This window comes from Pseudoclavibacter sp. RFBG4 (assembly GCF_002931515.1).
In the GTDB taxonomy this organism is placed as follows: Bacteria; Actinomycetota; Actinomycetes; order Actinomycetales; family Microbacteriaceae; genus Pseudoclavibacter.
Map to the genome: position 1 here is coordinate 13785 of NZ_PSYC01000043.1, position 21296 is coordinate 35080.

24 protein-coding genes are annotated in these 21296 nt (G+C 63.9%); 9 read left to right on the forward strand and 15 right to left on the reverse strand.

Annotated elements, in window-relative coordinates; all coding sequences use genetic code 11:
* Positions 1 to 224 precede the first annotated feature (224 nt).
* The 4 genes from C5E10_RS15775 to C5E10_RS15790 are packed head-to-tail and all read left to right on the forward strand — an operon-like array spanning position 225 to position 2720.
* Complete coding sequence (locus tag C5E10_RS15775) at positions 225 to 803, forward strand: hypothetical protein (RefSeq protein WP_146080304.1); 579 nt, start codon at positions 225 to 227, stop codon at positions 801 to 803.
* A 26-nt stretch (positions 804 to 829) separates the two neighbouring features.
* Positions 830 to 1057, forward strand: coding sequence for a PLD nuclease N-terminal domain-containing protein (locus C5E10_RS15780; protein WP_104332438.1), 228 nt, complete (start codon positions 830 to 832; stop codon positions 1055 to 1057).
* Complete coding sequence (locus tag C5E10_RS15785; protein WP_104332439.1) at positions 1054 to 1971, forward strand: ABC transporter ATP-binding protein; 918 nt, start codon at positions 1054 to 1056, stop codon at positions 1969 to 1971. The genes C5E10_RS15780 and C5E10_RS15785 overlap by 4 nt, the downstream gene beginning before the upstream one ends.
* Positions 1968 to 2720, forward strand: coding sequence for an ABC transporter (locus C5E10_RS15790; RefSeq protein WP_104332440.1), 753 nt, complete (start codon positions 1968 to 1970; stop codon positions 2718 to 2720). The genes C5E10_RS15785 and C5E10_RS15790 overlap by 4 nt, the downstream gene beginning before the upstream one ends.
* Before the next feature lie 210 nt (positions 2721 to 2930).
* On the opposite strand, the gene C5E10_RS18940 is transcribed toward C5E10_RS15790, so the two are convergent.
* Positions 2931 to 3398 carry a hypothetical protein gene (locus C5E10_RS18940; protein WP_146080305.1) on the reverse strand — a complete coding sequence of 156 codons (468 nt, stop codon included), beginning with the start codon at positions 3396 to 3398 and terminating at the stop codon, positions 2931 to 2933.
* 302 nt (positions 3399 to 3700) lie between these two features.
* On the opposite strand from C5E10_RS18940, the gene C5E10_RS15795 reads away from it, so the two are divergent.
* Positions 3701 to 5077, forward strand: coding sequence for an Imm61 family immunity protein (locus tag C5E10_RS15795; protein WP_104332441.1), 1377 nt, complete (start codon positions 3701 to 3703; stop codon positions 5075 to 5077).
* Positions 5078 to 5086: 9 nt separating this feature from the next.
* Here C5E10_RS15795 and C5E10_RS15800 read toward each other — a convergent pair whose 3' ends face one another.
* Both C5E10_RS15800 and C5E10_RS15805 read right to left on the reverse strand, forming a co-directional pair.
* A complete protein-coding gene (locus C5E10_RS15800) occupies positions 5087 to 5740 on the reverse strand; it encodes a hypothetical protein (RefSeq protein WP_104239815.1) in 654 nt (217 codons plus the stop codon).
* A gap of 187 nt (positions 5741 to 5927) precedes the next feature.
* A complete protein-coding gene (locus tag C5E10_RS15805) occupies positions 5928 to 6491 on the reverse strand; it encodes an N-acetyltransferase (protein ID WP_104332442.1) in 564 nt (187 codons plus the stop codon).
* A gap of 784 nt (positions 6492 to 7275) precedes the next feature.
* On the opposite strand from C5E10_RS15805, the gene C5E10_RS19475 reads away from it, so the two are divergent.
* The gene (locus tag C5E10_RS19475; protein ID WP_258071175.1) at positions 7276 to 7410 is read left to right on the forward strand and encodes a hypothetical protein; all 135 of its coding nucleotides are present in this window, start codon (positions 7276 to 7278) and stop codon (positions 7408 to 7410) included.
* A 96-nt stretch (positions 7411 to 7506) separates the two neighbouring features.
* Here the strand turns inward: C5E10_RS19475 and C5E10_RS18945 are convergent, their stop codons facing one another.
* Entirely contained in the window at positions 7507 to 8094 is a 588-nt protein-coding gene (locus C5E10_RS18945; RefSeq protein ID WP_146080306.1) for a hypothetical protein, read from the reverse strand.
* Positions 8095 to 8311: 217 nt separating this feature from the next.
* Entirely contained in the window at positions 8312 to 9454 is a 1143-nt protein-coding gene (locus tag C5E10_RS15815) for a zinc-binding alcohol dehydrogenase family protein (RefSeq protein ID WP_104332444.1), read from the reverse strand.
* Positions 9455 to 9532: 78 nt separating this feature from the next.
* On the opposite strand from C5E10_RS15815, the gene C5E10_RS15820 reads away from it, so the two are divergent.
* Positions 9533 to 10096 carry a TetR/AcrR family transcriptional regulator gene (locus tag C5E10_RS15820; RefSeq protein ID WP_104332445.1) on the forward strand — a complete coding sequence of 188 codons (564 nt, stop codon included), beginning with the start codon at positions 9533 to 9535 and terminating at the stop codon, positions 10094 to 10096.
* A gap of 572 nt (positions 10097 to 10668) precedes the next feature.
* Here the strand turns inward: C5E10_RS15820 and C5E10_RS15825 are convergent.
* From C5E10_RS15825 to C5E10_RS15845, 6 genes are all read right to left on the reverse strand, one after another.
* The gene (locus C5E10_RS15825) at positions 10669 to 11106 is read right to left on the reverse strand and encodes a nuclear transport factor 2 family protein (RefSeq protein ID WP_104332446.1); all 438 of its coding nucleotides are present in this window, start codon (positions 11104 to 11106) and stop codon (positions 10669 to 10671) included.
* Positions 11097 to 11903, reverse strand: coding sequence for an MBL fold metallo-hydrolase (locus tag C5E10_RS15830; RefSeq protein WP_104332447.1), 807 nt, complete (start codon positions 11901 to 11903; stop codon positions 11097 to 11099). The genes C5E10_RS15825 and C5E10_RS15830 overlap by 10 nt, the downstream gene beginning before the upstream one ends.
* A gap of 107 nt (positions 11904 to 12010) precedes the next feature.
* On the reverse strand, positions 12011 to 12505 hold the full coding sequence (locus C5E10_RS15835) for a MarR family winged helix-turn-helix transcriptional regulator (RefSeq protein WP_104332448.1): 495 nt from the start codon (positions 12503 to 12505) through the stop codon (positions 12011 to 12013).
* A gap of 214 nt (positions 12506 to 12719) precedes the next feature.
* Positions 12720 to 13058 carry a transcriptional regulator gene (locus C5E10_RS19480; protein ID WP_258071176.1) on the reverse strand — a complete coding sequence of 113 codons (339 nt, stop codon included), beginning with the start codon at positions 13056 to 13058 and terminating at the stop codon, positions 12720 to 12722.
* The gene (locus C5E10_RS19485; RefSeq protein ID WP_258071177.1) at positions 13055 to 13558 is read right to left on the reverse strand and encodes a hypothetical protein; all 504 of its coding nucleotides are present in this window, start codon (positions 13556 to 13558) and stop codon (positions 13055 to 13057) included. The genes C5E10_RS19480 and C5E10_RS19485 overlap by 4 nt, the downstream gene beginning before the upstream one ends.
* A gap of 152 nt (positions 13559 to 13710) precedes the next feature.
* A complete protein-coding gene (locus tag C5E10_RS15845) occupies positions 13711 to 14178 on the reverse strand; it encodes a hypothetical protein (RefSeq protein WP_104332450.1) in 468 nt (155 codons plus the stop codon).
* 185 nt (positions 14179 to 14363) lie between these two features.
* Here C5E10_RS15845 and C5E10_RS18950 point away from each other — a divergent pair, with 185 nt between their 5' ends.
* Positions 14364 to 14687 (forward strand): hypothetical protein, encoded by a 324-nt coding sequence (locus C5E10_RS18950; RefSeq protein ID WP_146080307.1) that lies wholly within the window; start codon positions 14364 to 14366, stop codon positions 14685 to 14687.
* A gap of 192 nt (positions 14688 to 14879) precedes the next feature.
* On the opposite strand, the gene C5E10_RS15855 is transcribed toward C5E10_RS18950, so the two are convergent.
* From C5E10_RS15855 to C5E10_RS15870, 4 genes are all read right to left on the reverse strand, one after another.
* On the reverse strand, positions 14880 to 15407 hold the full coding sequence (locus C5E10_RS15855; protein WP_104332452.1) for a hypothetical protein: 528 nt from the start codon (positions 15405 to 15407) through the stop codon (positions 14880 to 14882).
* A 288-nt stretch (positions 15408 to 15695) separates the two neighbouring features.
* Complete coding sequence (locus C5E10_RS15860; RefSeq protein ID WP_181062803.1) at positions 15696 to 17045, reverse strand: threonine/serine exporter ThrE family protein; 1350 nt, start codon at positions 17043 to 17045, stop codon at positions 15696 to 15698.
* A 100-nt stretch (positions 17046 to 17145) separates the two neighbouring features.
* The gene (locus tag C5E10_RS15865; RefSeq protein ID WP_104332454.1) at positions 17146 to 18921 is read right to left on the reverse strand and encodes an oleate hydratase; all 1776 of its coding nucleotides are present in this window, start codon (positions 18919 to 18921) and stop codon (positions 17146 to 17148) included.
* 866 nt (positions 18922 to 19787) lie between these two features.
* Complete coding sequence (locus tag C5E10_RS15870; RefSeq protein ID WP_104332455.1) at positions 19788 to 20660, reverse strand: alpha/beta fold hydrolase; 873 nt, start codon at positions 20658 to 20660, stop codon at positions 19788 to 19790.
* Between the two features lie 85 nt (positions 20661 to 20745).
* On the opposite strand from C5E10_RS15870, the gene C5E10_RS15875 reads away from it, so the two are divergent.
* Positions 20746 to 21243 (forward strand): CGNR zinc finger domain-containing protein, encoded by a 498-nt coding sequence (locus C5E10_RS15875; RefSeq protein ID WP_104332456.1) that lies wholly within the window; start codon positions 20746 to 20748, stop codon positions 21241 to 21243.
* The last annotated feature ends 53 nt before the right edge of the window (positions 21244 to 21296 follow it).

The following is a 21296-nucleotide window of genomic DNA, read 5'->3' on the forward strand; positions in this document are numbered from 1 at the left end:
GACGGGTGCGTCGCTCGCTCGCGATCCGCGCGTTCACTCAGCGGGCTTGGATACAGCAAGGAGCCGCGCTGCTCTTGTTCTCGATCGGTATCGGGGCTGGGGTGGGTTTTCTAACGTGCCTAGTTGGGCCGGGAGCGAATGCGTTGTCCGGGGCGGACGGCTTGATACCTGCTGGAGTGGCCGAGTTGGCGACGGTGAAAGATTCCGCGGGGGCAGTTCTTCCCGTGGCTTCCTTCGTGTTCTCGCTGACGCCCATTCTCCTGGGCTCCCTTGTCTCGATCATCGCGACGTTGACGTTGCCCGGTGTCGTCGCAGACGACGTGCAGGGCGGTGGGATCGAAGTGTTGCTGGCAGGGCCCTTGCCGCGTCGGGACCTGTTCCTGTCCTACCTCGCTGCCGGCTGCGTCCTTGCTGCCGTGTCGTGGCTCGCAGCGACGCTCGCATTCGCGGCGACGACCGCCGCTTCGCTGATTGTCACCTCGACGGTGGTGGATGTGACGCTCCCCTTCGTGCTTGCGCTCATTGTCCTCCCGCTCTCGTTGGGATTATGGTCTTCGGCCGTCACCCTGTGCGGCGCTCTCTTCCACCCGCGCAGTCTCGAATCGCGGGCTGGCATGAATGGGGGCCCGATACGACTTTTTGCGATCACCCCCTCCCTGCTTGGCCTCCCTGCCATAGTGCTTCTCCCGGATCTGGCCCTCCCCGCCCTCGGGGCAATGTTCCTCGGCGCCCTGGCAGCCAGCTTGCTCACGGTTCACCTCATGGCGCGGGGCTTTCGAAGTACCCGCATCCTCGGCAGCTGACCACGTCTCCCCAGAATGGACACCCCATGAATCTCGACCTCGACCTGGTCGTCCCGCTCCTCCCTCTTCTTGTCCTCTTGATCCTGCTTCTTGGCTGGTGTCTCGTCGATCTGATTCGGCGTCCCGATGTGCGATATCTGCCCAAACCGGTTTGGGCGCTGATCGCGATCGTCGTGATCCCGTTTGGCGCCATCGCCTACTTCATTCTCGGCCGTACTTCGGAAGCCCCTCTGCGCGACGAGGACCTCCGGTGAACACCAACAACGTCGCGCTCCAGGTCGATCGCATCACGCGCATCTTCTCCAACGGCACGGGGATCCGCGACCTCACGTTCCAGGCGAACAGTCAGGGTGTCACCGCCGTCATAGGTCCAAACGGGGCTGGCAAAACTGTCCTTTTCACCATCATCGCGGGGCTCGCCTCCCCCGATTCCGGACAAGTCGTGTCGCCACCCGGGACGCGAACGGCGTACTGCCCCGATGTCCCCGAGTTCGAGTCGTGGCTCACGGCCCGCGAAGTGGTCGAAAACTCCGCGTTGATGTCCGGTGCACGCAGCAGCATCGCGCCGCGGGACGCCCTGCGGCTCTGCGGGTTGAAGAAGGTTGAGGCACGCCGTGTCGCGAACTTCTCTCGAGGGATGCTCCAGCGCCTCGGTCTGGCGTCTGCACTGGTGCTGGATCCTGACGTGCTCATCCTCGACGAACCCAACAGCGCGCTCGACCCCATCGGCCGCGCGGACATCCGAGCTGTGCTTGAGGAGCAACGAAAGCACCGGTGCATACTCCTCTCCAGTCACCTACTCAGCGAAGTGGAACACCTCGCTGACCAAGTGGTAGTCCTGAACGAGGGGCGCCTGGTCTCGTCCGGAACGACGGCGCAGCTGCTCACACGCGCCGCCAGTCCCACCTGGAACATCCGGCTGACCTCAGCGCTCACCACAGAGCAAACGCGCACATCGGAAGAGGCACTCCGCTCACGATTCCCGACGGCACACATCCGGTTCCTCACCGACGCGATCTGTCGGGTGCAGTTCCCGAGCTTCGAACAAGCGGACACCGAGCTCCCTCGACTGATCGCCGAGCTGCCCGCGCCACTCCTCGAGGTTTCACTCCAGGATCGAGATCTGGACGCCGCATTCGCTCGGATCATCGGAGGTACCCGCTCATGAGACAGACCGTTCTTGCCTCCGCAAACACTGAGATCCGCCGCCTCACGCGGTCGGGGCTCCTGCTGGGTCTGATCGTCGCGTTCATGTTCTTCGGCCTGTCGGCACCAGTGCTCGCAACCCATATGCAGGAGATCTTCAGCGCAGCTGCCAATACCGAACAGATCAGCATGACCGCTTCAGCAGCCACCCCAGCCGACGGGATCGCGCTCTACAACCAGAGTGCCATGCAACTCGGCCTCATCCTGTCCGTTGCCACCGCGATCACATCGCTGACGTGGGACACGAGACCCGGCTCGTCAATCTTCTACCGCACTCGCGTACGAACGCTCTCATACCTGACCGTGCCCCGCCTTGGGGTCGACGGGCTCGCGGCGGTGGCGAGCTACACCCTTGGCCTCGCGTGTGCTGGCATCGTCACCACTGCGGTCATCGGGCCACTGTCCCCGACGCTCATCGCAACAGTCTGGGTTTCCTCATCGTTGTATCTCGCGATGGCCATGAGCATCGGCTATCTGCTCATGACCGTCTTCCGCCGAACCGCGGCAACTCTCGCAGTGTCCGTGGTCCTGCTCCTCGCGCTGCCCCTCCTCAACCAAGTGGGCGCAACAGCAAGCTGGACACCCACGGCCCTTCTCGCGCAGACAGAACTCACTACGCCACCCCTGCTCATAGCAGGAACCGTGATCATTGGTTGCGTACTGGCGGCAGAGAGGATCGCAAGACAACAGACGCTCCGTCGCGATGCTTAAACACCCTTCGAAGGAGGACGCCCCAATCTCCTTGGGCAGGAAGCGGCTATCCGCGTGTCAACAACTATTAGCAGTCCGAGACACGGTGGCCGCCAGTTGATGCCGAACCACTCCCGAGGAACTCTTGTCCGCGAGATCGGCACCGGGGGCGGTTCCGGCAGCCGGCATGTCTCAAAACCCTCTTGTCGCAAAACCCATGGCTTCTGAGAATCAGAGGACCCAGGGGTCGACTGGCTGTACCCGCTCGTCGACGAGCGTGATGAGCCACCCGGTCAGATTCTCGTCACCTTCGTTCGCTCGGAGAGTCTCGGGCCCGTACCAGCCAGTCGCACCTGCCGGAGGGTCATGCTTCGCCAGTTCGCGTTGCTCGTGTTCTCGTTGAGGGTTTCGCGTGTTCCGTGTTGTAAGAACTTCCTCGAGATGCGCTGATCCGGGTTCCGGGCGAAGGATCTGCTCTCGAGCACCTGTCAGGGCGAGTCTGACGTAGACGGCGCTTATCGATGCAACGGTTCCAAGAATCGACCATGGCGACGCGCTGTGTAGTGGAGCGTATTGGTCGAAGTGCCAACAGATTTCGTCGAGTTCGTTGCCGTAGTACTGCCAGGTCGCCTTCTCGGCTAGGCGTTCGATTCTGTCGCCAACTGCGATTATCTCGCCGTCTTCTTCGAGTTCTGTCACGCTGCAAGTCACTCGGATCATGAGAACAGGGTCCCACGTCAGGTGTCAGATCGGCCGCGCCCCTCCTCGGTCGAGCTCTCGGGCGCAGATACCTTCCAGTGAGACATCGCAAAACCCATGGGTTTCGAGACGAAGGAGGTTCTGAGACAGATGCACCGCCTACAAGGAGCTGCATCGACCACATTGCTTCACGCGGCCGAGTAAACCCCAGCGATGAGCCTCGACTGCAGGCACTCGAGGCACGGTGGGGTCGGGTAGACCCGGCAGGGTTCCCTCGGCCCGGGCACGCTACCGTCGCTTGCGTGACGCTTCTCAACGCACTCGGTCCCTCGTCGATGTTCGCCGAGTTCATCGGGCTGGCTGGGTACGCGGTCGGCAGCGACGATGAGGACGTCGAAGTGTGGAGCAGGGGTGGCGAGGAGCGCCACCGAGTCCGATCAAGCGATGCCGGCTATCTGGTGGCCGGAGCGTCGCGATCGGGAAGCTATGTCACGGAGTTTCAGGCGTCACGGCTCGAGGACGTCGAGCGCTACCTGACCTTCCTCATCGGCAACGCATCAGTCCGGGGGACGCGTGGATTCGGGCTGCTGGCGACAAGCACTCAGCCAGCGCTCGCCGCTGGCACCGAGTCGGCGACCGACGGCAAGGGAAACGTTCGTCTCTGGAACGTGGCCGATCCGAGCCGAACAGTGATCTTCCTTCGCGGGGTTCCCTGGGAGCCCCGAACGTTCAGTCACCTCATGGCCGTGCCCCTCGGGACCCTTCGACGAGCACTGCTGGACCCACACGGATCTCCCGTCTTCGACGTCGGTCAACCCCAGGTGAACCCGCCCGTCGTTCTGTCGTGGTCGCCCGAGTGGCTGTTCTCGACGGCCTTCCGGGAGTTCGTCGCGCTCGGCGGCGCCGAGGTGACCGCACGTGGCGACACGGTGCTCGTCGGTGACTTCGAGACCGGCTATGAAGTCTCGGACGCTGACGGATGGTGGTGCGTCCGCCGGTACTCCCGTGGCCTACATGACACGAGGATGCGAGCTCGCGGCGCCGAAGACGTTGAGCGCTATCTGCTGCTGCAGTTCGGTCCGGCTGCCCGGCACGCTCCCGAGCTCAGGCTCCCCCTCCTCGTCGAGCCCGCTCCTCCCGTCGAGATCGCGGAAGGCCTGCGGTTTGAGCCCGTCGCACCCGGGTGGGTGTCCGTGCGCGGGACAGAGGGCTCCGAACGGGGCATCGAGATCGCCGATGCTGGAATCACCGCAGCAAGGGATGCCCGCGACTTCACCCACCTGCTGCGCTCGACGCCGCAGGAGATCCGCGAGTCGTACCTCGACGCGGCGGGATCACCGGCCCTATCGCCCATCCTCGTTCCCGTCAGCCGTGGGGATGCCGTGCCACCCTCGGTCGATTGGGGACGGCTCTCGGCATCGGACCGCCGACTCGCGGACTCGGGATTTCGTCTCTTCTGCTCCCTCAACGAGAAGCGGGGGAAGGTCTTTGATGATCCCGTGTCCGCGGCCCCGTTCGATGGGGGAGTCGCGGTGTTCCGATCGATTCGCGGCGGCGGCATGATCCTCGTCGCGCACGATGGATCCGTGCTCTACCGGTCCTCGTCGTACTCCTTCGAGCGGGCCCTAGACGAGTTTCGAGAAGGGCAGCGGACACCGCTGGACTCGTTCGGCGGCTGATCGGCTCGCTCAGTCTGCTGGTCGAGTGCCGGGGCGCAGCAGTGGATTGTGCTCGTCGGGCAGCGGCTTGTACAGCTTGTTCCGGAGCGCGGCGTCGAGTGCCTGATAGCGCGGGCCAGTGTGCGAGATGAGTGGCAGATTGTGCGTGCGTCGCCGATTCTGGTCCCAGGAGATGCCGACGAACGCGGTCTGGTCGGCGTCGGCTGTCCAGATCATCACGACCGTCTGCCCGCCATCTACTTGGTGAGGAAAGGGCGCGAACACTGACGGATCACCGGTCGCGAATCGCCGGTGCGCCTCGTGAAAGAAGGTCTGATCGCTGAGATGGAAGCCGTAGTAGCGCTTGCGCAGCCGGGTCCCGGTCGCAGCGACATGCCACGGGCGAGCGCCGACGATGAGGAGGTACACCCCCCAAGCGATGCCAACGAGTTCGATCGCGATCATGACAAGCGGCGTGATGCCCGCCATGCGATTGCGAACCAGTGCCGAGTCCTCGCCTCCCTCGCGGGCCCACTCGGCGAGAGGGATGAAGTTCTGCGCAGTGAACACGATGCAGACGAAGCCCGCCAGGATGAGCGCGATCCCGAACCAGGTGAGACCTGCGACTCGTTTGCGCGCAAACCGCGGATCGGCCCGGAACGTTTTGTCGAAATGGGTGCTCACCGCACCATACTCTCCCTCGAGCTGGCCTAGGGCGGACACGGTCCGGCGGTGTGTTCACGACGACTAGCGGGAGGTGGTGCGGAAACACGTACTCGTGGGGATCACCCTCATTCTCGCAACCCATGGGTTCTGCGACAACGTGGGACCGGGGAGGGAGAGCGCCGCGAAGCTCGCCGTGCGTCCCTGGCTAGAGCTCGATACTCATCGTGTAGACGAGAGGCCCATCCGCGATTTGCGTCTCGTGACCGACCTCGAAGCCGTGTCGCCTGTAGAGGGAGACGTTCCGTTCTGCAGAGGTTTCGAGGGAGATGCGTGGGGATGGCGACATGGCTACCTGACGCAAGCATTCTTCAAGGAGTCGAGAACCCAGGCCCTGCCCAGCCCGCTCAGGACGCACTCCTATCGTCGCGAGGTCCCATGATTTCTCGAGCCTGGGGGGCAACTCGACCCCGAATACAGCGTCGAGACGATCGCCCATGAGCTCGGTGATTTCAACCTGTAGAGACTCGGCAGGGTCGGGGACCCCGGGTGGGAGCAGGGCGGCGACTCCGGCGAGATCGTCGCTGACTACGACGACGCCGTGCTGCAGCGCATGCGTCAGGTAGATGGCCTGGAGTTGCGTGAGTCGAGCTGAGTAGTCGTCGTCTGGAATGCTCCAGCGCGTCCACGGGTACGAATCGAAAGCGGCAGCAAGGGTGGCTGCCGCTTGAGATAGGTCTGAATGAGTTGCATTTCGTATCGCTACCGGCACCCGAAAATCCTATGCTCAGTGACTGTTCCCCAGACAGCGGGTCCCGAGCGCCGTAGGTGTATCACGGCTGGTGTCAGCCTTGACTGGGGCGTTTGGAGAACGTAGTGAGACGGTCTCCAAACCTCTGGGTTTTGCGAGCATACTTTCGCATCGATTCGCCCTACCCTGGGTCGAGAACGTGCCCCAAAACTCCGCTGGTCAGCATGAACCACACGAGCATGACCGCTGCTCCTAGGCTCACGAGCAGCGTGAGCATCTTTCTATCCTCGTTTGATGGCATGACGTTGGTTAGTGCTCTCGCACTGGCGTGATCAGGACCCCGCCGAATCGTGCTTCGGAGTAGTCCCACTCGCGTCCGTCAACCCACACCCGCGCCGAAATGCAGGGCAGCGGTTCGTGCTCGCCGTTTGGCCAGTGCAACACGAACCCGCCGCTGAACGACGCGTTCGATCCAGTCACGCGTGCACCGTTCGCATCTACTGCGCGAGCCTCGCATTCGAGGCACAGGTATTCGGGGTACCGATCGGATTGGACGACGTGGGTGCCGCAGTTCGGGCAGGGCTGTGTTCCGCGGGCACCAGGGAGGAACGGACTCATCTCACGAGCGTAGGCCGAAGGGCGCGCGTGCTGTTCGCGCACGGCCGGCTGATCGACATCGGGCGCAGCCCTGCATGGTGGAGACGGGGTCGGAGTGTCCCGCTCCCCCAGTCTCCATGAGCCAGAGCTGGATCCGAGGCGTGGCTGAAGGACTTCCTATCTCCTCTCCCACCAGGGCGCCGATCTGGTGCTGTTCGACACCGTGTCGGGTGATCAGCCCTGCGATGCGACAGGTGCGCCGGTGGTCGAGTTCGATTCCCTGCTTGCTGTGCCCTCACCCATCACCGAGGACTCGCTCGTTCTGCCCGACGAGGACAACTGAGCCGCACCCGTGGGTACGCCGGAACCAGATGGCGAGTGCAACACCCTGAGCTCTGTGGGCGTTGTCGATGGGTGGCGGCGGTTCGTCGAGCGCCTCTCAGTAGCCGGTCAGCGGCAGCTCGGGCGCAGGGGTGACGACGCTTGACGACGTGACCGGGTCCCAGTAGATAAGGGAAGCGCTTGCTGACCCGAGAGCGGCGTCTTCGGGGTTCCAGACGGGGAAATCAACGACGAACTCGAATCGCCCGGAGGGCAGGCGAGACTCGCCCGGGTCGGAAAAGTAGGCCTGTTCGATGTTCGGGAAATTCAGTCGCGGAGCCCACGACGAGCTGATCGTGCGGACGTTGTAGTAGGGCATACCGCGGATCACCACATAGCCGCTTTTGTCCACACCCTCCCATCCACTCGGGATGGTGACCACCAGCGTCGCCGTTGACTGCGACACGGTCACTGATGTCGGCGCCCAAGCCAGCGTTGCTCTTGCCCCATTTTCTGAGGCCGCCGCCATGGGCATTGCAACGGCGGCAGTCAGGACCGGTGCCGACCATATTCCCGCGGTTATCATCGTTCGCCGCGTGACTTCATACCCTCGGTTCGTTGCGCTCCGGGCACCGATTCCGTTCAGGCTGTGGCTATTCGCAGTCGCGTCATCATCTCCTGAGGAGGCGCTGCTTCGCTCGGACATGGCTCGAGTGTAGTGACGCCCCAAGCGCATGCACTAGTACCGGCCCCCAATCACGATCAATGCTGATTGTTCGAGCGAAGGGCGAATGCGGTCCGCCGGCCCTCGCCACAATGTGGCTTCGTCCGGTGACTGCCATGAATGCTGAAAACGCGCAGCCGCTCGCATCCATGTAGAAAGCGCTGCGTGTGCCGCGGGTGCCCCTTCCCTCTGCGGGTGATCAGGAGTCCCCCGACGCAGCGTCGTTCAGGGTGACGACCAGCTTCTGAGCAGACACGCCACCGCGGAGCGTGTCGATCGCTCCCTGGAGGGCAGAAAGGCCATCTCCGACAACGTGGGCATCCGGGTAGGCGCGATGCCGGCCAGTTGCGAGCGCTTCAGGGAGGTAGCTGCCCCAGATGGCCGCACCCACGGGAGAGGTCGAGATGGCGCTTCCCCAGATGAACGAGGCGCTGATGTTGCGGGCACGGCTGCGTACTTGCAGGAGGGCGCTCCGTGTTCCCAAGCGCAGGAGCAGGCGGATCCGGGTGAGGGAGAGGCCACCTCGACGGGGCTGCTCGTAGAACGACACGGGTGGGCTCGCCATCGCGATCTTCGTCGCACCGGTCGCCCGAGCGATCTTCAGGCACGGTTCGGCTGACCCCACGGCGATGGCCAGGACACCCGCAACGACGGAACCGTCGACAGCCTCGATGATCCGGTCGACAACGTCCGCATCGCGGTAGTCGAAGGCAGCCTCAGCTCCCAACCGCTTCATCTGTTCGTGATTGCGGGCAGAGGCAGTCGTGACGACTCGATAGCCCGCCGCTCGGGCAAGTTGAATCGCGTTGCCTCCCACGGCCGTCGCACCACCCCACACCACGACGACCTCGTCGCGAGATCCTGAGTCCCCGAGGCCGGAGTAGTCCAACCCCAGCTGCGCGGTTTCGAAGAGGCCGGCTGCAGCAGTGGACAGCGCGAGTGGGAGGACGGCGGCCTCCTCGAACGCCATTGCGTCCGGAAGAGCCGCGGCAAGATTCGCGTCGACGGTGACGTATGCCTGGAAGCCGCTCTCGGACACAGCGTCGCGGCCCTTCTCCAAACCGATCGCGTACGCCGTGACGCGATCGCCGACCTCGAAGGCACCCACGTCATCGCCGACCTCGACGACGACACCCGCGACGTCCTCGCCGAGAACCACCGGGTACTGCAGCCACCCGTACATCAGGCGGCCGTTGGACTGGATGATCGCATCCAGCGGATTCACCGCCAGTGCGCGCACCGCGATCAGCAGCTGCCCCGGGCCCGGCTTGGGTGCGGGTGCGTCCCGAATCGTCAGATCGGCGTATGGGGCATCGATCCACGCCGCAGTGTTTTCTCTCATGACCGTTCGCTCTCCACAGGTGATGACATCTCGTGCCGTCACTGTACACCTGATGACACTTCGTGACATCATGTTCGTATGCCTCGATGGTCCCCCGACGCCGCGCTTCGGCTCGAAAGTGCAGCGATAGTCCTGTTCGAACAACAGGGTTTCGCCGCAACGACGGTGCCCCAGATCGCCGCAGCAGCGGATTTGACCACTCGGACGTTCTTCCGCCACTTCGCCGACAAGCGCGACGTGCTCTTCCTCCGAGATCGCGAGTTCCCCCAAGCCGTCAGCGACTTCATGAGCTCGGTCCCGCCCGACGCCACCGGGGCTGCCACGGTCCGCGCGGGGCTGGTCGCGGCATCTCGCGGGATTCAGGACTGGCGAGCGTCGATCGCTCGTCGGCGCCTGATCGTCCGCAGCGAGCCAGCACTGCACGAGCGCGAACTCCTGCAGAGCCACCACCTCGCCCTCGCGATCGAGGAGTCACTGAAGCAACGTGGCACCGCCCCACGCTGGTCGCGCACGTTGGCCGCTCTTGCTGTGACCTGCTTCGACCTCGCGATGGATCAGTGGCTTGCGGGGCCCACGGATCACCCGCTCGAGGAGTGGGTGACGTCGGCCTGGGACGACATGCGCGAGTGCATGCGCGAGTGACTCCGCGCGCATCGGATGAGCCCAAGAGGGGGGACGCGCGTGGCCACTACCCCACGGACAGCGGTCCGAGATCGTCGAGCATCAGCCCTGGTAGACGCCTTGGGCTTCCAAGACGAACGGCGCAGCAAGGAAGCAGGTGACCTCAGCGGCGAGAAGACCGACGACGAAGACCACCCCCCGCTGGGCCTGATGCCGAATGCTCGGCACGTTTGCACAGAGATCAGGGTCGCTCCTGCCAGTGCGAGCAGGACGAGCACGGCGCCAAAACCCACTCCGGAGAGTGCTTCACCGAAACGCAGGTGGGCGTCGCCGCCAGAGCCGTGGCCGTAGTGGACGGCTTCCCCAATGCTCAGCATCCAGAACGCACCAACCAGGAACAGCAACGTTCCAAAGATCAGCACCGTCAGGACGAGTGCCCACCACCCATGAGCCCGCCTCGGCTCTGCCACGTCGCGAGGTGGCTGCGGCAAGGTCGGCTGCGTCATGGGGTGATTCTAGGGACCCGACCCCGAGGCCAGGGCGCCTCGCGCACAGCACAAGACGCCCCAGCTCACGTCGACCGCTGCGCCGAGTTACCCTGCTGCCGCCTCCGCGACCAGGGCAGAGTCGACGAACTGCTCGAACCGCACGATGAGTCCGCCGCGAACCACGAAATGGTGGGCGACCCGCGCATTGAGCGCCTTGCCCGTGGTGCGGTGGGTTGCGGTGTACCGCGCAAGCACGACCACATTCTCCCCCTCGACGATGTAGGAGTCGTCGTGGGCAGTCCAGCCCTCCCAGTCGCGGCCGAGGACTTCCATGACATTCGAGGTCACCCCTCGGGGCGTTCGATACGTCCCCGCGAGTGGGAATCCTGCCATTTCGGTCCACTCGACGTCGGGGGCCAGGGTGGCCCGGAGCGCGTCGAGATCGCCCGCCGCTGAGGCGAGGTACTGACGGCGGACCACATCCCGCGGTGCAGCACTGATCGTCTCGTTTTCGTCGTCGTTTGTGTTCTGGTTCAGCCCCATGTCATCTCTCCCTTGGCAACTTTGGTCCCGATCTGGGCGGCGATCATCATCCCCGAGTCTGGGTATTTCTCGGCCAGCACGGCGGTGGCCGCGGCACCATCCGATGCTTCGGAAAGCACCTTCTCGAATCCGACAAGGTAGGTGCGGGTGTACCGAAGTGCGCTCGCATCGGTCGCCGTGTCAGGCAGGCGATGACCTGGGATGACGGTGATCGGATCGAGGGCCGACATCTCGTCGAGCTGGTCGACCCAGGCCGAGCGCAGTTCGGGCGTGGCGGTGTCTGCGGTCCAGACGTGCTCCTGCTGGAACACGAGAACACCGCCGAGGATGACGCGCTGCTCGGGGTACCAGAGGTAGTGGCGGTCGGGGAGGAGCTCGGAGCCGCCACGGAGCTCGAGCTCTTCGCCGTCGACCGTGATGGTGTCGGAGGTGAGCGGTGAGATCTCGGGGAGGCGTGTCGGCAGGTTCGTGCCGAGCGCGGCCCAGGCCTTGAGCTTGCCCTCGAAGGAGGCCGAGATGTGCTCGATGACGATGGGGGTCGCTGTGACGGTCGCCTCGGGGAACGCCTCGGCGATGACTTCAAGGCCGAAGTAGAAGTCCGGGTCCGCGTGACTGACGAACACGGTCGTGAGGGTCTTGCCGGAGTCGAGGATGGCAGCCACAAGCCGGTGCCCGTCATCTCGAGTGAAGCCAGCGTCGACGAGGACCGCCTCTGTCGGCCCGGTGACCAGCACGGCGGACTTGTTGAGGGAGCCGACGGGGAAGTTGAGATCGAAGACTTCGAAGGAGAGTGTCATGGTCGGTGATCGCTTTCTTTGGCTGTGCAGCGTCTGCCGCACACAAGAGGCAACTTAGCTGAGCAGTCAGCTATTCCCGAGGCTTTCGCGGCATGACTCCACCCCGGTCAGGGCATGATGGGCAGTGCCCGTGCGGCTTCCCTGCTGAGCACCTCGACCGAGACTGCGAATGCCGCGCGGTGCTCTTCCGGAAGCACCGCGAGCAGCGTCCGCTCGATGTTGGCAGCGTGCACAGCACTCGAGTGCAACAGCATCCGCTCCCCCTCCTCGGTGAGGTTGACCAGCTGGACGCGCGCATCCTCCGTCGAGGGTTTGCGCGTGACGAAACCGCGCTGCACACCGCGCTGCACGAGCCGAGTCGCGCCTCCCGACGTGAGCACGCGCGCCTGAGCGATATCTCGAACCGCGATGCCGTCTGGGCCAGCCCTCCCGACGACGACCAGGAGCTCGAACAGGGTGTGCTCTAGACCCGTCTCGTCCTGGAGCGCTTTGCCGAGAAGATGCTCCCACCCATTGGCGGCCCCAAGGAGTCGGCCGAAGAGAAGGATCCGTGGGTCGCTCACCGCCTCGCGCACACTCGGAATGACGGTCGCTGAACTCATGAACTCACCCTAATCCGCCTCATCACCAAGAAGATCGTGGTGCCCCTAAGAACGCCCCCGGACCACGATAAGGAGCTGGAGAGACCGCTACGCACCGTGCGAGACAGCAACGAAGCCCGGTGCTCAACAATTTCAGCGGCAGACAACGACCCCAGACTTCGAGCCCGCGAGTCGCTTCGCGGTTCCGTGCGCTGGAGCCGTCTCCGCTTGGGGATTACGCCTGACCCGGAATGGCGTCGAAGTCGGCGCCGTTGGCGATAGCGGTCAACGCGGCGAGGTGAGCTTCCACCGCGGTGGAGCCGACCGGCGTGAGCTTGACCCAGGTGAGACGCCGCGAGTCAGCTCGACTGGCTGACTTCTCCTTGCGGAGCGACACGAAACCGGCGTCGGTCAGTACTTTGATGTGCTTTGAGAGCTTGGCATCATCGATGGCGAGCGCGTCGCGAACGACCGAGAACTCCAGCTCGTCGACGCTCCGGAGTAGTCCGCAGATCCGCAGTCGCAGCGGCGCATGGATGACCTCGTTGAACGCGGGAGCGCGACCGGCCGTCACGCTCCAGCCACCTTCGGAGCGGCGACCTCCTGGCGGAGAGCCTCGTCGTACCGGCGTCCGAGGACGACGGTGGCCACGAAGGTGACCCCAGCAGGGATGAGCGCCCACCACGGATCGACGCCCAGAAATTTGAACGCCAGACTCGACATCATCGCGGCAACGAGCACACCAAGCGTTGCCAAGAGTAGGCGCTTGCTTCGCGGGCCGGCCGGCTTCGTCACGACCACTCCGAAGCGCTGGGAGTACGTCGTGGTCAGGATCGGGATCGCGATGATCCCCAGCACGAGCAGCACCATGGGCCACACCCCGGGAAGCGCCTGCGCCCCCGCGAAGACCGCGGTGATCACCCCAAGGGCTGGGTGGTACCACCATGGCGTGACGATGCGAGTAGCCAGCTCCTGACTGTCGTGCTCGAGATCGTCGAGCGCAGCCAGCGCCTGATCCCGACTGGGCGACTTGGCCTGGCTATCCGGTGTCTGATCCTCAAAGTCACTTGCCATGATCGCAACTCTATCCAGTCAGTTGCGAGCGTGGCAAGTCATCCAGTGCGAAGTCACAGCGACACTTGCCCAGCGACTCGAGGTCGCCACCGCGCGTCTGCAGATCGAAACCGCCCCCGTGGTGCTGCCCCACCCTGCGGCCCGCCTATTCCTTATTCGCTGAGCAGGTCGCGTTCGGGGACATCATCAATTGACCCGATACAGCCGGCACCGCCGGTGATGGATGCGTAGCCGTCGTCGACGAAGATGGATGCGGCCACGATGTAGTCCTCGTGCGTCAGGCGCACGAGCGAGAGACTCTCATTGGTGTCCTGCCACGCCCACCCCTCTTCCTCGAAGTGGGCGTGCATCCGATCAGCGATCTCGTCGAAGCTCTCGCTTCCGTTGAGTTCTACTCGGGTGCCGTAGACGTACTCGCTTCGGTCGCTCCCCTCGGGCGAACCCAGGCACGGTATCCACTCCTGAGTTCGGACGCTGACGTCGGTTCCGAGCTGTTCAGCCACGGCGGTCATGTGTTCCCGCGTGGATTCCTCAACTGAGGTGAGGACGGCTGGCGTGAGCTCCGCAGAACTGTCCGTGGCGGCGCAGCCGGAGAACAGCAGCAGCGTGGATGCGAGCATGAACGCGGCGCATGCCCTCCCACCTCGAGAACTCAGCGCCCCAAAACCCATGGGGCGTGAGGCTTGCCGTTCAGTCACCTGGAAGCAGCGGAAGACCACTTTCGAACTCGAAGCCACCACACTCACTGCTGTCGTTCTGAAGATCCGGCCGGCACTGACATCCTATTCGGGGTGCACTGGCTGAGGTGCGCATCAATCTCGCTGAGGGTTTCGGTGAGAAAGGTCTCGCGCACGTGCAGGGATGCGCCGTTAGAGATAGTGAAACCGATGCGGGAGGCTTCGTCAAGGATCGAGTCGCGGAGAACGCCGTCCTCATGGGTGAGGAGGGCAGCGATAACAGATCACTGTTGTCGATCTTGGAGCAGCACAAGCAGCGCTCGGAGCTCGAGCAGACCCGCCTTGGGCGCATGTTCGCGCATCATCCATCGGCTCCTGTCACTGCGGTCGAACTCTCGAGCGCCTCGCGACGGTCGGGGATCGCGATTCTGAACTTCTCTGCCCCTGCATGAGGCACAGGCCTGGCGACGGAGGTCGAGAGGTCGTTGCTCCCGACCCCGTCTGATGCAGCCAGTGCCGATATTGCCGAATTCACGGGACACCAAGGAACGATCGGGAGTCGCAGATCGCTGATAGGTCCTTGCCGGAACGCCTGCGTGGCATCGACTTACTCGAATACGTCGAGAGGCTCGGTCCGTGGCTTGTTAGGCGTTGACCTTCTTCCCGAGGCTGTTGAGCGCCTTCGTGACGCGCTCAGCAGCGGCGTTCGCTTCATCCCCGAGGTCTTCTTCGTACTCATCGATCTTCTCGAGTCCCACGACGACGTGGCGCGCGGCGGCCTTGGCATCACGGTCTATGTCAGCGGTTGCGCGTTCCAGGGCGAGCTCGATGCGCTTTTCGGCGGAGGCTTCTACTTTCGCGACGTGCGCGGCGTCTCGTTTGATTGCTTCGTCAGAGGCACCGGAATCTGCGCGCTTCGCGAGGCGCGCGTATGCACTCTCGACTCGAGCGTCCTCATTGGCGACGACCTTTTGCAGGTGCTCGATGTGGTGTTCCGCGAACTTCATGTCGCGATCGACCTGACGAGCGACGTGCGCGGCTTCCTTGCCTTCACGCTTGTCGGCTTCGGCTACTCGTTTCTCGAGACGAGAAACTTCCTGTTCGTAGGTCTTGACTGCCTTATCAGCAGCTGCGGAGACCTGCTTGGCCCATTTGTGGGTATTTTCGCTCATGTTCGTCTATCTCCTGACTAAGCTTAAGTTCCTTCTTTCCGTAATATGCATCGTATGTGAGCAGTCGACCGCGTGGACGACTTTTCATCCCCCTTACACCCCCTCTTCACCCTTAACTACATAAGCCACAGACTCAGGGAAGCGGTATTCATCGTGGTTGGCCTCATCAGTCTCGACGGGATCGATGCAGATCGATGATGGGTCGCGTTATTGCTGCTATCACCGAAAGCTCAGCGATTCATTCTGAGGCGATGAGGCGGCGGAGGTGCGCTCCGCGTCACGACGCGCCTAAGAGAGCAACTTGTCTGCTCGGCCACCCTGCCCCGTCGAGGTGGGGCGTGCAGCTGGTCCGCGACGATTCCACGCTCTTGCGGCGGCTCCTGTGTCACGGCTGAGGCCGGTGCCGAGGACCATGCCGATGGCGATCGCGAAGATCGACCCGATCGTCTGCATGAGCGTGCTCGATGCCCCGGCTGTTCCCGACGCTGCCTCGCTGAGGCCGATGAACCCGAGTGCGCCGGGAACGAGCATCCAGTACGCGCACGTCAACATCACGGCGGGCGGCGGTGCCGCCTTGAGGTGTGAGGCCAAGTAGATGGCGGGGACCGCAACGAGCGCTCCGATCATCCCGGAGAGTTCTGCGCCGACGAGCGCATGCCCGATCAGTTGCGCTCCGTATGCCAGGGCGAGCGCGAAGACGATCCACAGCAGAGAATGCTTCGGCGCGATCTCGTAGAAGTAGTACCCGACCCCGACAAGCAGGATGCCAACCCAAGGTGCCCACGACCCGAGGCGGTCGCTCGAGGTTTTCTCTGCGAGAGATGCTCCCGTGACCGCGATTCCGACGTACACGCCGAACGCCAGCAGCCCGAGCCGCGCGAAGCCGTAGACGAGTCGACTTGCGCCGGCCATGATCTGGCCATTGGTCAGTTCGACCGCAGCGATCGTCAGCGTCAGTCCCGGCAGGAGACTGACGACGGCTGGCGCCACGAGCAGCAGAACGTTTCCATCAGTGACGCTCTCATTCGCCAGGGAGACCGTCACGGTCGCTACGAACGCAGCGACGACAGGGAGGACAAGCGAGAGTGTGCGGATTCTCGATCCGAGCATGACGAGAACTCCGACGACAAGACCGAGCACGGCGTAGACGGGGAGCGCCGCGGCGGTCGGGTTCATGACCATCCCGAATCCGAGCGTGAGCAGCATGTGGCCGACGACCGAGAGCAGGAAACCGAAGCGGGGCTTCAACGCTGTGATGCGCTGCACCTCGCTCACCACATCTTCGGGCGGGAGTTGCTCGCGAGCGGCCCGGTGCATGAGGTGCTCGATCAAGCCCTCCTGATCCAGGCGCAAGGGTTCCCCCGTCGCCGGGAATACTGCGGTCTTCTCCGCTTCCGGGTCATCGATGATGATGAGAGTCGGAAGAACGAAGACTCGCACGTCAGGGCGACCATAGGCGTCGGCGAGTGCCTGCAGCGATGCTTCGACTTCGTTCGTCGCCTGCCCTCCCTCAAGGAGGGCAGGCCCGAGTGCCCCGAGCGTCGCGCGGAGATCGACGTTGCTGGAGGCAGGTCCCGTCGAGTTCGCGGGCTCGAGCGCGGCGAGCATGCGTTGCAGGCGTGTCTTGCGGAGATTCATGCGGTCGACCAACCATCCAGAGTGGGGTGCGTTCGAAGCTGGCGAGAGGGGCACCCGCGGATACGGACATACCCTCTCCGGCGCCAAGACCGGCAGGCGGTCAAATGAGCTTCGCGTCGTGCAGCAGCTCCTCGACATAGGTGCCCTTGACCTTCGCGAGGGCCGCCTTCTCGAGCACCCGCGCCGCGAATGGCAGCTTCACCTCGTGCAGCTGCTTGCGGTCGTTGAGGTAGTAGACGGCCTTGAGGAGCGTGCGCACGTCGAACGATGACGCGAAGACCTCGGGCACACCACGGTCGATCTCGAGCAGCGTGTAGACGGCCTCCATCGCCGTGCGCACGGAGTACTCAGTCGTGAAGACGGTGTCGCGCTCGGTCTCGGCGAAGTTGCCGAGGAACGCAAGGTTCTTCGACCCCTCCGGTACGACAAGCGGACGGTCACCGGCAGCACGTGGCATGAAGTAGGAGGTGATGTACGGCATGTTGCAAGGCACTGTGGTGGCGGAGTTCTTGGCGAGATCGTCGATCTGGTCGACGGGAACCCCCATGTGGTAGAGCCATTCAGCGGTGAGCTCCCAGCCGGAGCACTCGCGGATGGTCTTCTTGATGTAGTCACCCTGCTTGTCGGAGAAGAGGCCATACAGCCAGACGACGAGCTCCTTCTGCGGGTCCTGCGCCTCGAAGTGCGGCTGACGACTCATCGTGTAGCCGTACAGCCAGGAGGAGTCCTTGAAGTTGCAGGGGCCGCCGGTGACGATCTTGCCGTCGCGGGGGTCGCGGCCAGTGATCTTCTGAATGTACGGCGCGATCTTGTCGTCGGTGAGGGTAACAGTGGCGGAGATCGTCCAATTCGCCTCGGGGATGTTCTCGCAGAACTTCTCGGGGTGGCCGAAGGCGGGGTCCTGGGCTGCGAGGTTCTTCCACAGCGACCAAGCACCGCCGCGGTCGGTGACGACGGGTGCGGGCGAGGTGTTGTCGCCGAACGTCGACGACTCGGTGATGGACCCGTTCGTCACGAACACGAGGTCTTCCGGGTGAAGCGGGACGGTGCGGGATACACCTTCGGTGGTCAGCTGCAGCTCGGTTGCGACTTTCGCAGCGCCCTCGACTGCGACGACGACGTTGTCGACCTGCGTGTCGTACACGAACGTGACGCCCGCCTCCTCGAGGTAGGCGACGAGTGGACGAATCAGCGATTCGTACTGGTTGTAGCGGGTGAAGCGCAGGGAGCTGAGGTCGGGCAGCGATGCGATGTGGTGCACGAAGCGCAGCGTGTAGCGGCGCATCTCGAGTGCGCTCGCCCACGGCTCGAACGCGAACATGGTGGCCCAGTAGAACCAGAAGTTCGACTGGAAGAACTCCTCTGTGAAGACCTCGTCGATGCGCTTGTCGTCGAGATCCTTCTCGGGGGTCATGGCGAGCTTGAGGAGCTCTTCGACGGCCTTCGGGGTGAGGGTCAGATCGCCCATGTCCTCGATCTCCTGACCACGCTTCCAGATGCCACGCATGGGGTTCGTCGAGGGGTCAGATTTCTGCAGCCAATACATCTCGTCGAGCACGGAAGCGCCCGGCTCTGCGAGGGAGGGGATTGATCGGAAGAGCTCCCAGAGCGTCTCGAAGTGCGCCTCCATCTCGCGTCCGCCCCGGATGATGAAGCCCTTGTGCTTATCGAAGATGCCGTCCATGCTGCCGCCTGGCAGGGCGAGCTCCTCATAGATGGTGATGTCGCCGCCCGGCATCTGGGCGTCGCGGACGAGGAAGGCCGCGGCGGCGAGGGAAGCGAGGCCTGAGCCGACGAGGTGGGCTCGTTTGCCTTCGACGGCGGCGGGCTTCTTCGGACGAGCGAACGCCTCGAAATTGCCATTCGAGTGATACACGGGGACTCCTTCACGTACTAGGTGTGTGTGTGGGGTCGACGCAACGCCTGGTTTCAGCCGCCGTCGTCGTTGATGGGGTGGAACACCTCCACGCTCTCGGGGAGTGCACGCAGAGAATTCAATGGATGAGCGGAGTGCGATTGCTTCTTCGCACTCTCGAGCAAGTGCAGGTGTCCTGAGAGGTCTCGCATGCAGATTCCGACACAAGATGGCGCTGTACTCCGAGATGGGCCAGGGGAGACACGCTCGCGATGTCCCGTCGAGACACCGAGATATGAGGCTGACTGCACCACCCTGCGCCGAGTTGGTCCCGGATCGGAGGGCCCGCCAATGTGCGCCGGCCTGAGGTTCAAGCCCCTGTTCGTGGAATTGAAGATACTCATCGTTGTTCTTTCGTACGCGAAACTCAGAGAGTGGTAAACGAATCTCGACTGGATCCCTCTCTGAGGCATCCTCGGTGATTGAGTTGAACTTCGCGGTCCGCGTGCGAGCCCACGGTTACCGCGAGCCGAGGAAACTGAACCTCGGCCGCATGGCCACTTTCTGCTGACAACTACATACTCACGAAGAGGCTGAAGTCGACCGTGTCATGCAACGAGAGAGTACTTGCTATAAGGCTTCCGGAGGGAGAAGATCATCAGCCTTTTCACCCGGACCTCACCCTGCTGTAGACCCAATCGGGGCGGGAATATTGAGAATTCCGGGCTCGGTGATCGGAAGCATCGACTTGCCCCGACTTTGGCATCTTGGCGCCCCTAGCGGCATGGTGAGATGGGGCGCTCGAAACCATGGGATCTGCGAGTCGCTTTTCGATTTCTCGGAGCGTTCACCAGGGTTGACCGTGGCAAACAGACCAGCCCGCCGTTCTACGCGCCTCGGCCGTTGGTCTGGAGCCAGCACTTGATGGTGTCAGCGACCTCATCCAGGTGAGATTCGAGCAGGAAGTGTCCGCCATCGATGAGTTCGACGCGAGCGTGCGGAGCGTCGCGGGTGAACGCCTCGGCGCCGGCGGCGTCGAAGATCTCGTCGTTGCGCCCCCAGACGACGAGAACCGGCACCTGCGAGGTACGGAGCCAGGCGTGCACCGCGGGGTACAGCTCACGATTGGTGGTGTAGTCGCGGAAGAGTGCCAGCTGCACGTCGTCCTGCCCCGGCCGGGCGAGGAGCGCGAGGTCGTGTTCCCACGCGTCGGGGTCGACGGTCGTCGTGTCGGGCACGCCGTGGGTGTACTGCCATTCGACGGCCTCCCGGCCGAGGGCGGGACGGAGTGCGTCGCGCGTCTCGGTGGTCCGCTCGGCGGCGTCGGCCCAGATCGGGTCCCAGAAGCCGGGCACGAAGCCCTCTTCGTACGCGTTGCCGTTCTGGGAGATGACCCCGACGACCGAAGCGGGTTCGGCGAGAGCGAGGCGCCAGCCAACCGGGGCGCCGTAGTCCTGGACGTACATCGTGTACTGCGCGACCCCGATGGTCGAGAGGAACCGACCGGTCACCTGCGCGAGGGCCGCAAAGGTGTATTCGAACTCGTCGACGGAAGGCGCAGCGGAACGGCCGAAGCCGATGTGGTCCGGAGCGATGACGCGGTACCGATCGGCCAGCGCGGGGATGAGGTGCCGGAACATGTGGGAGCTGCTCGGGTACCCGTGCAGGAGCAGAAGCACGGGAGCGTCGGCGGGGCCGGCTTCGCGGTAGAAGACGTCGAGCCCATCGACGGAGACGGTGCGGTGGTGGACGGTGACCATGACTAACCCCTAATACTTGTTTTACTGGTTAGCAGGACGGTAGCATGGATCCATCGCATCGAACGGTGCGGGAAAGCGAGGAGAAGTGCTTCGCAACGAGGAACTGCTGCTGAGCCTGCTGAACAGCGCACCGGTCATCGAGGGCACCCCGACCGACAGGCTCCAGGGCGAGACGGGCAGAAACGTCGCTCGCAGCTGGGGTGGGACAGGGTCCGCGAGCGAATTGGCGGGCCTTCGACGCGCGCGACAGGCACTGCAGGCCGTCATCCGTGGAGATGACGGAGGGGCGGTCGGAGAGCTCGCGGGCATCCTCGACGATGCTGTGCAGACGCCGCGCGTCACCCCGGATGGCGTGGCCTGGGAGCTCCAGGTTCCCGACGACGACCGTCTTGCGGCAGGGGCCGTGCTGGCGTGGTCGGGCGTGATCGCAGAGTTTCCCGGGCGCCTCCGCGCCTGCGCGAACCACGAATGCACCCAGTTCCTCGTCGACCACAGTCGCCCTGGCACCGCGAAGTGGTGCTCGATGGCGGTTTGCGGCAACCGGATGAAGGCCCGCACGCACGCTCGCCGCTCCAGGGTCTGAGCGAAGCTGCCCGCGAGCGCAGCGCCAAGCGATCACGTTGGTCGGGTCGGGCG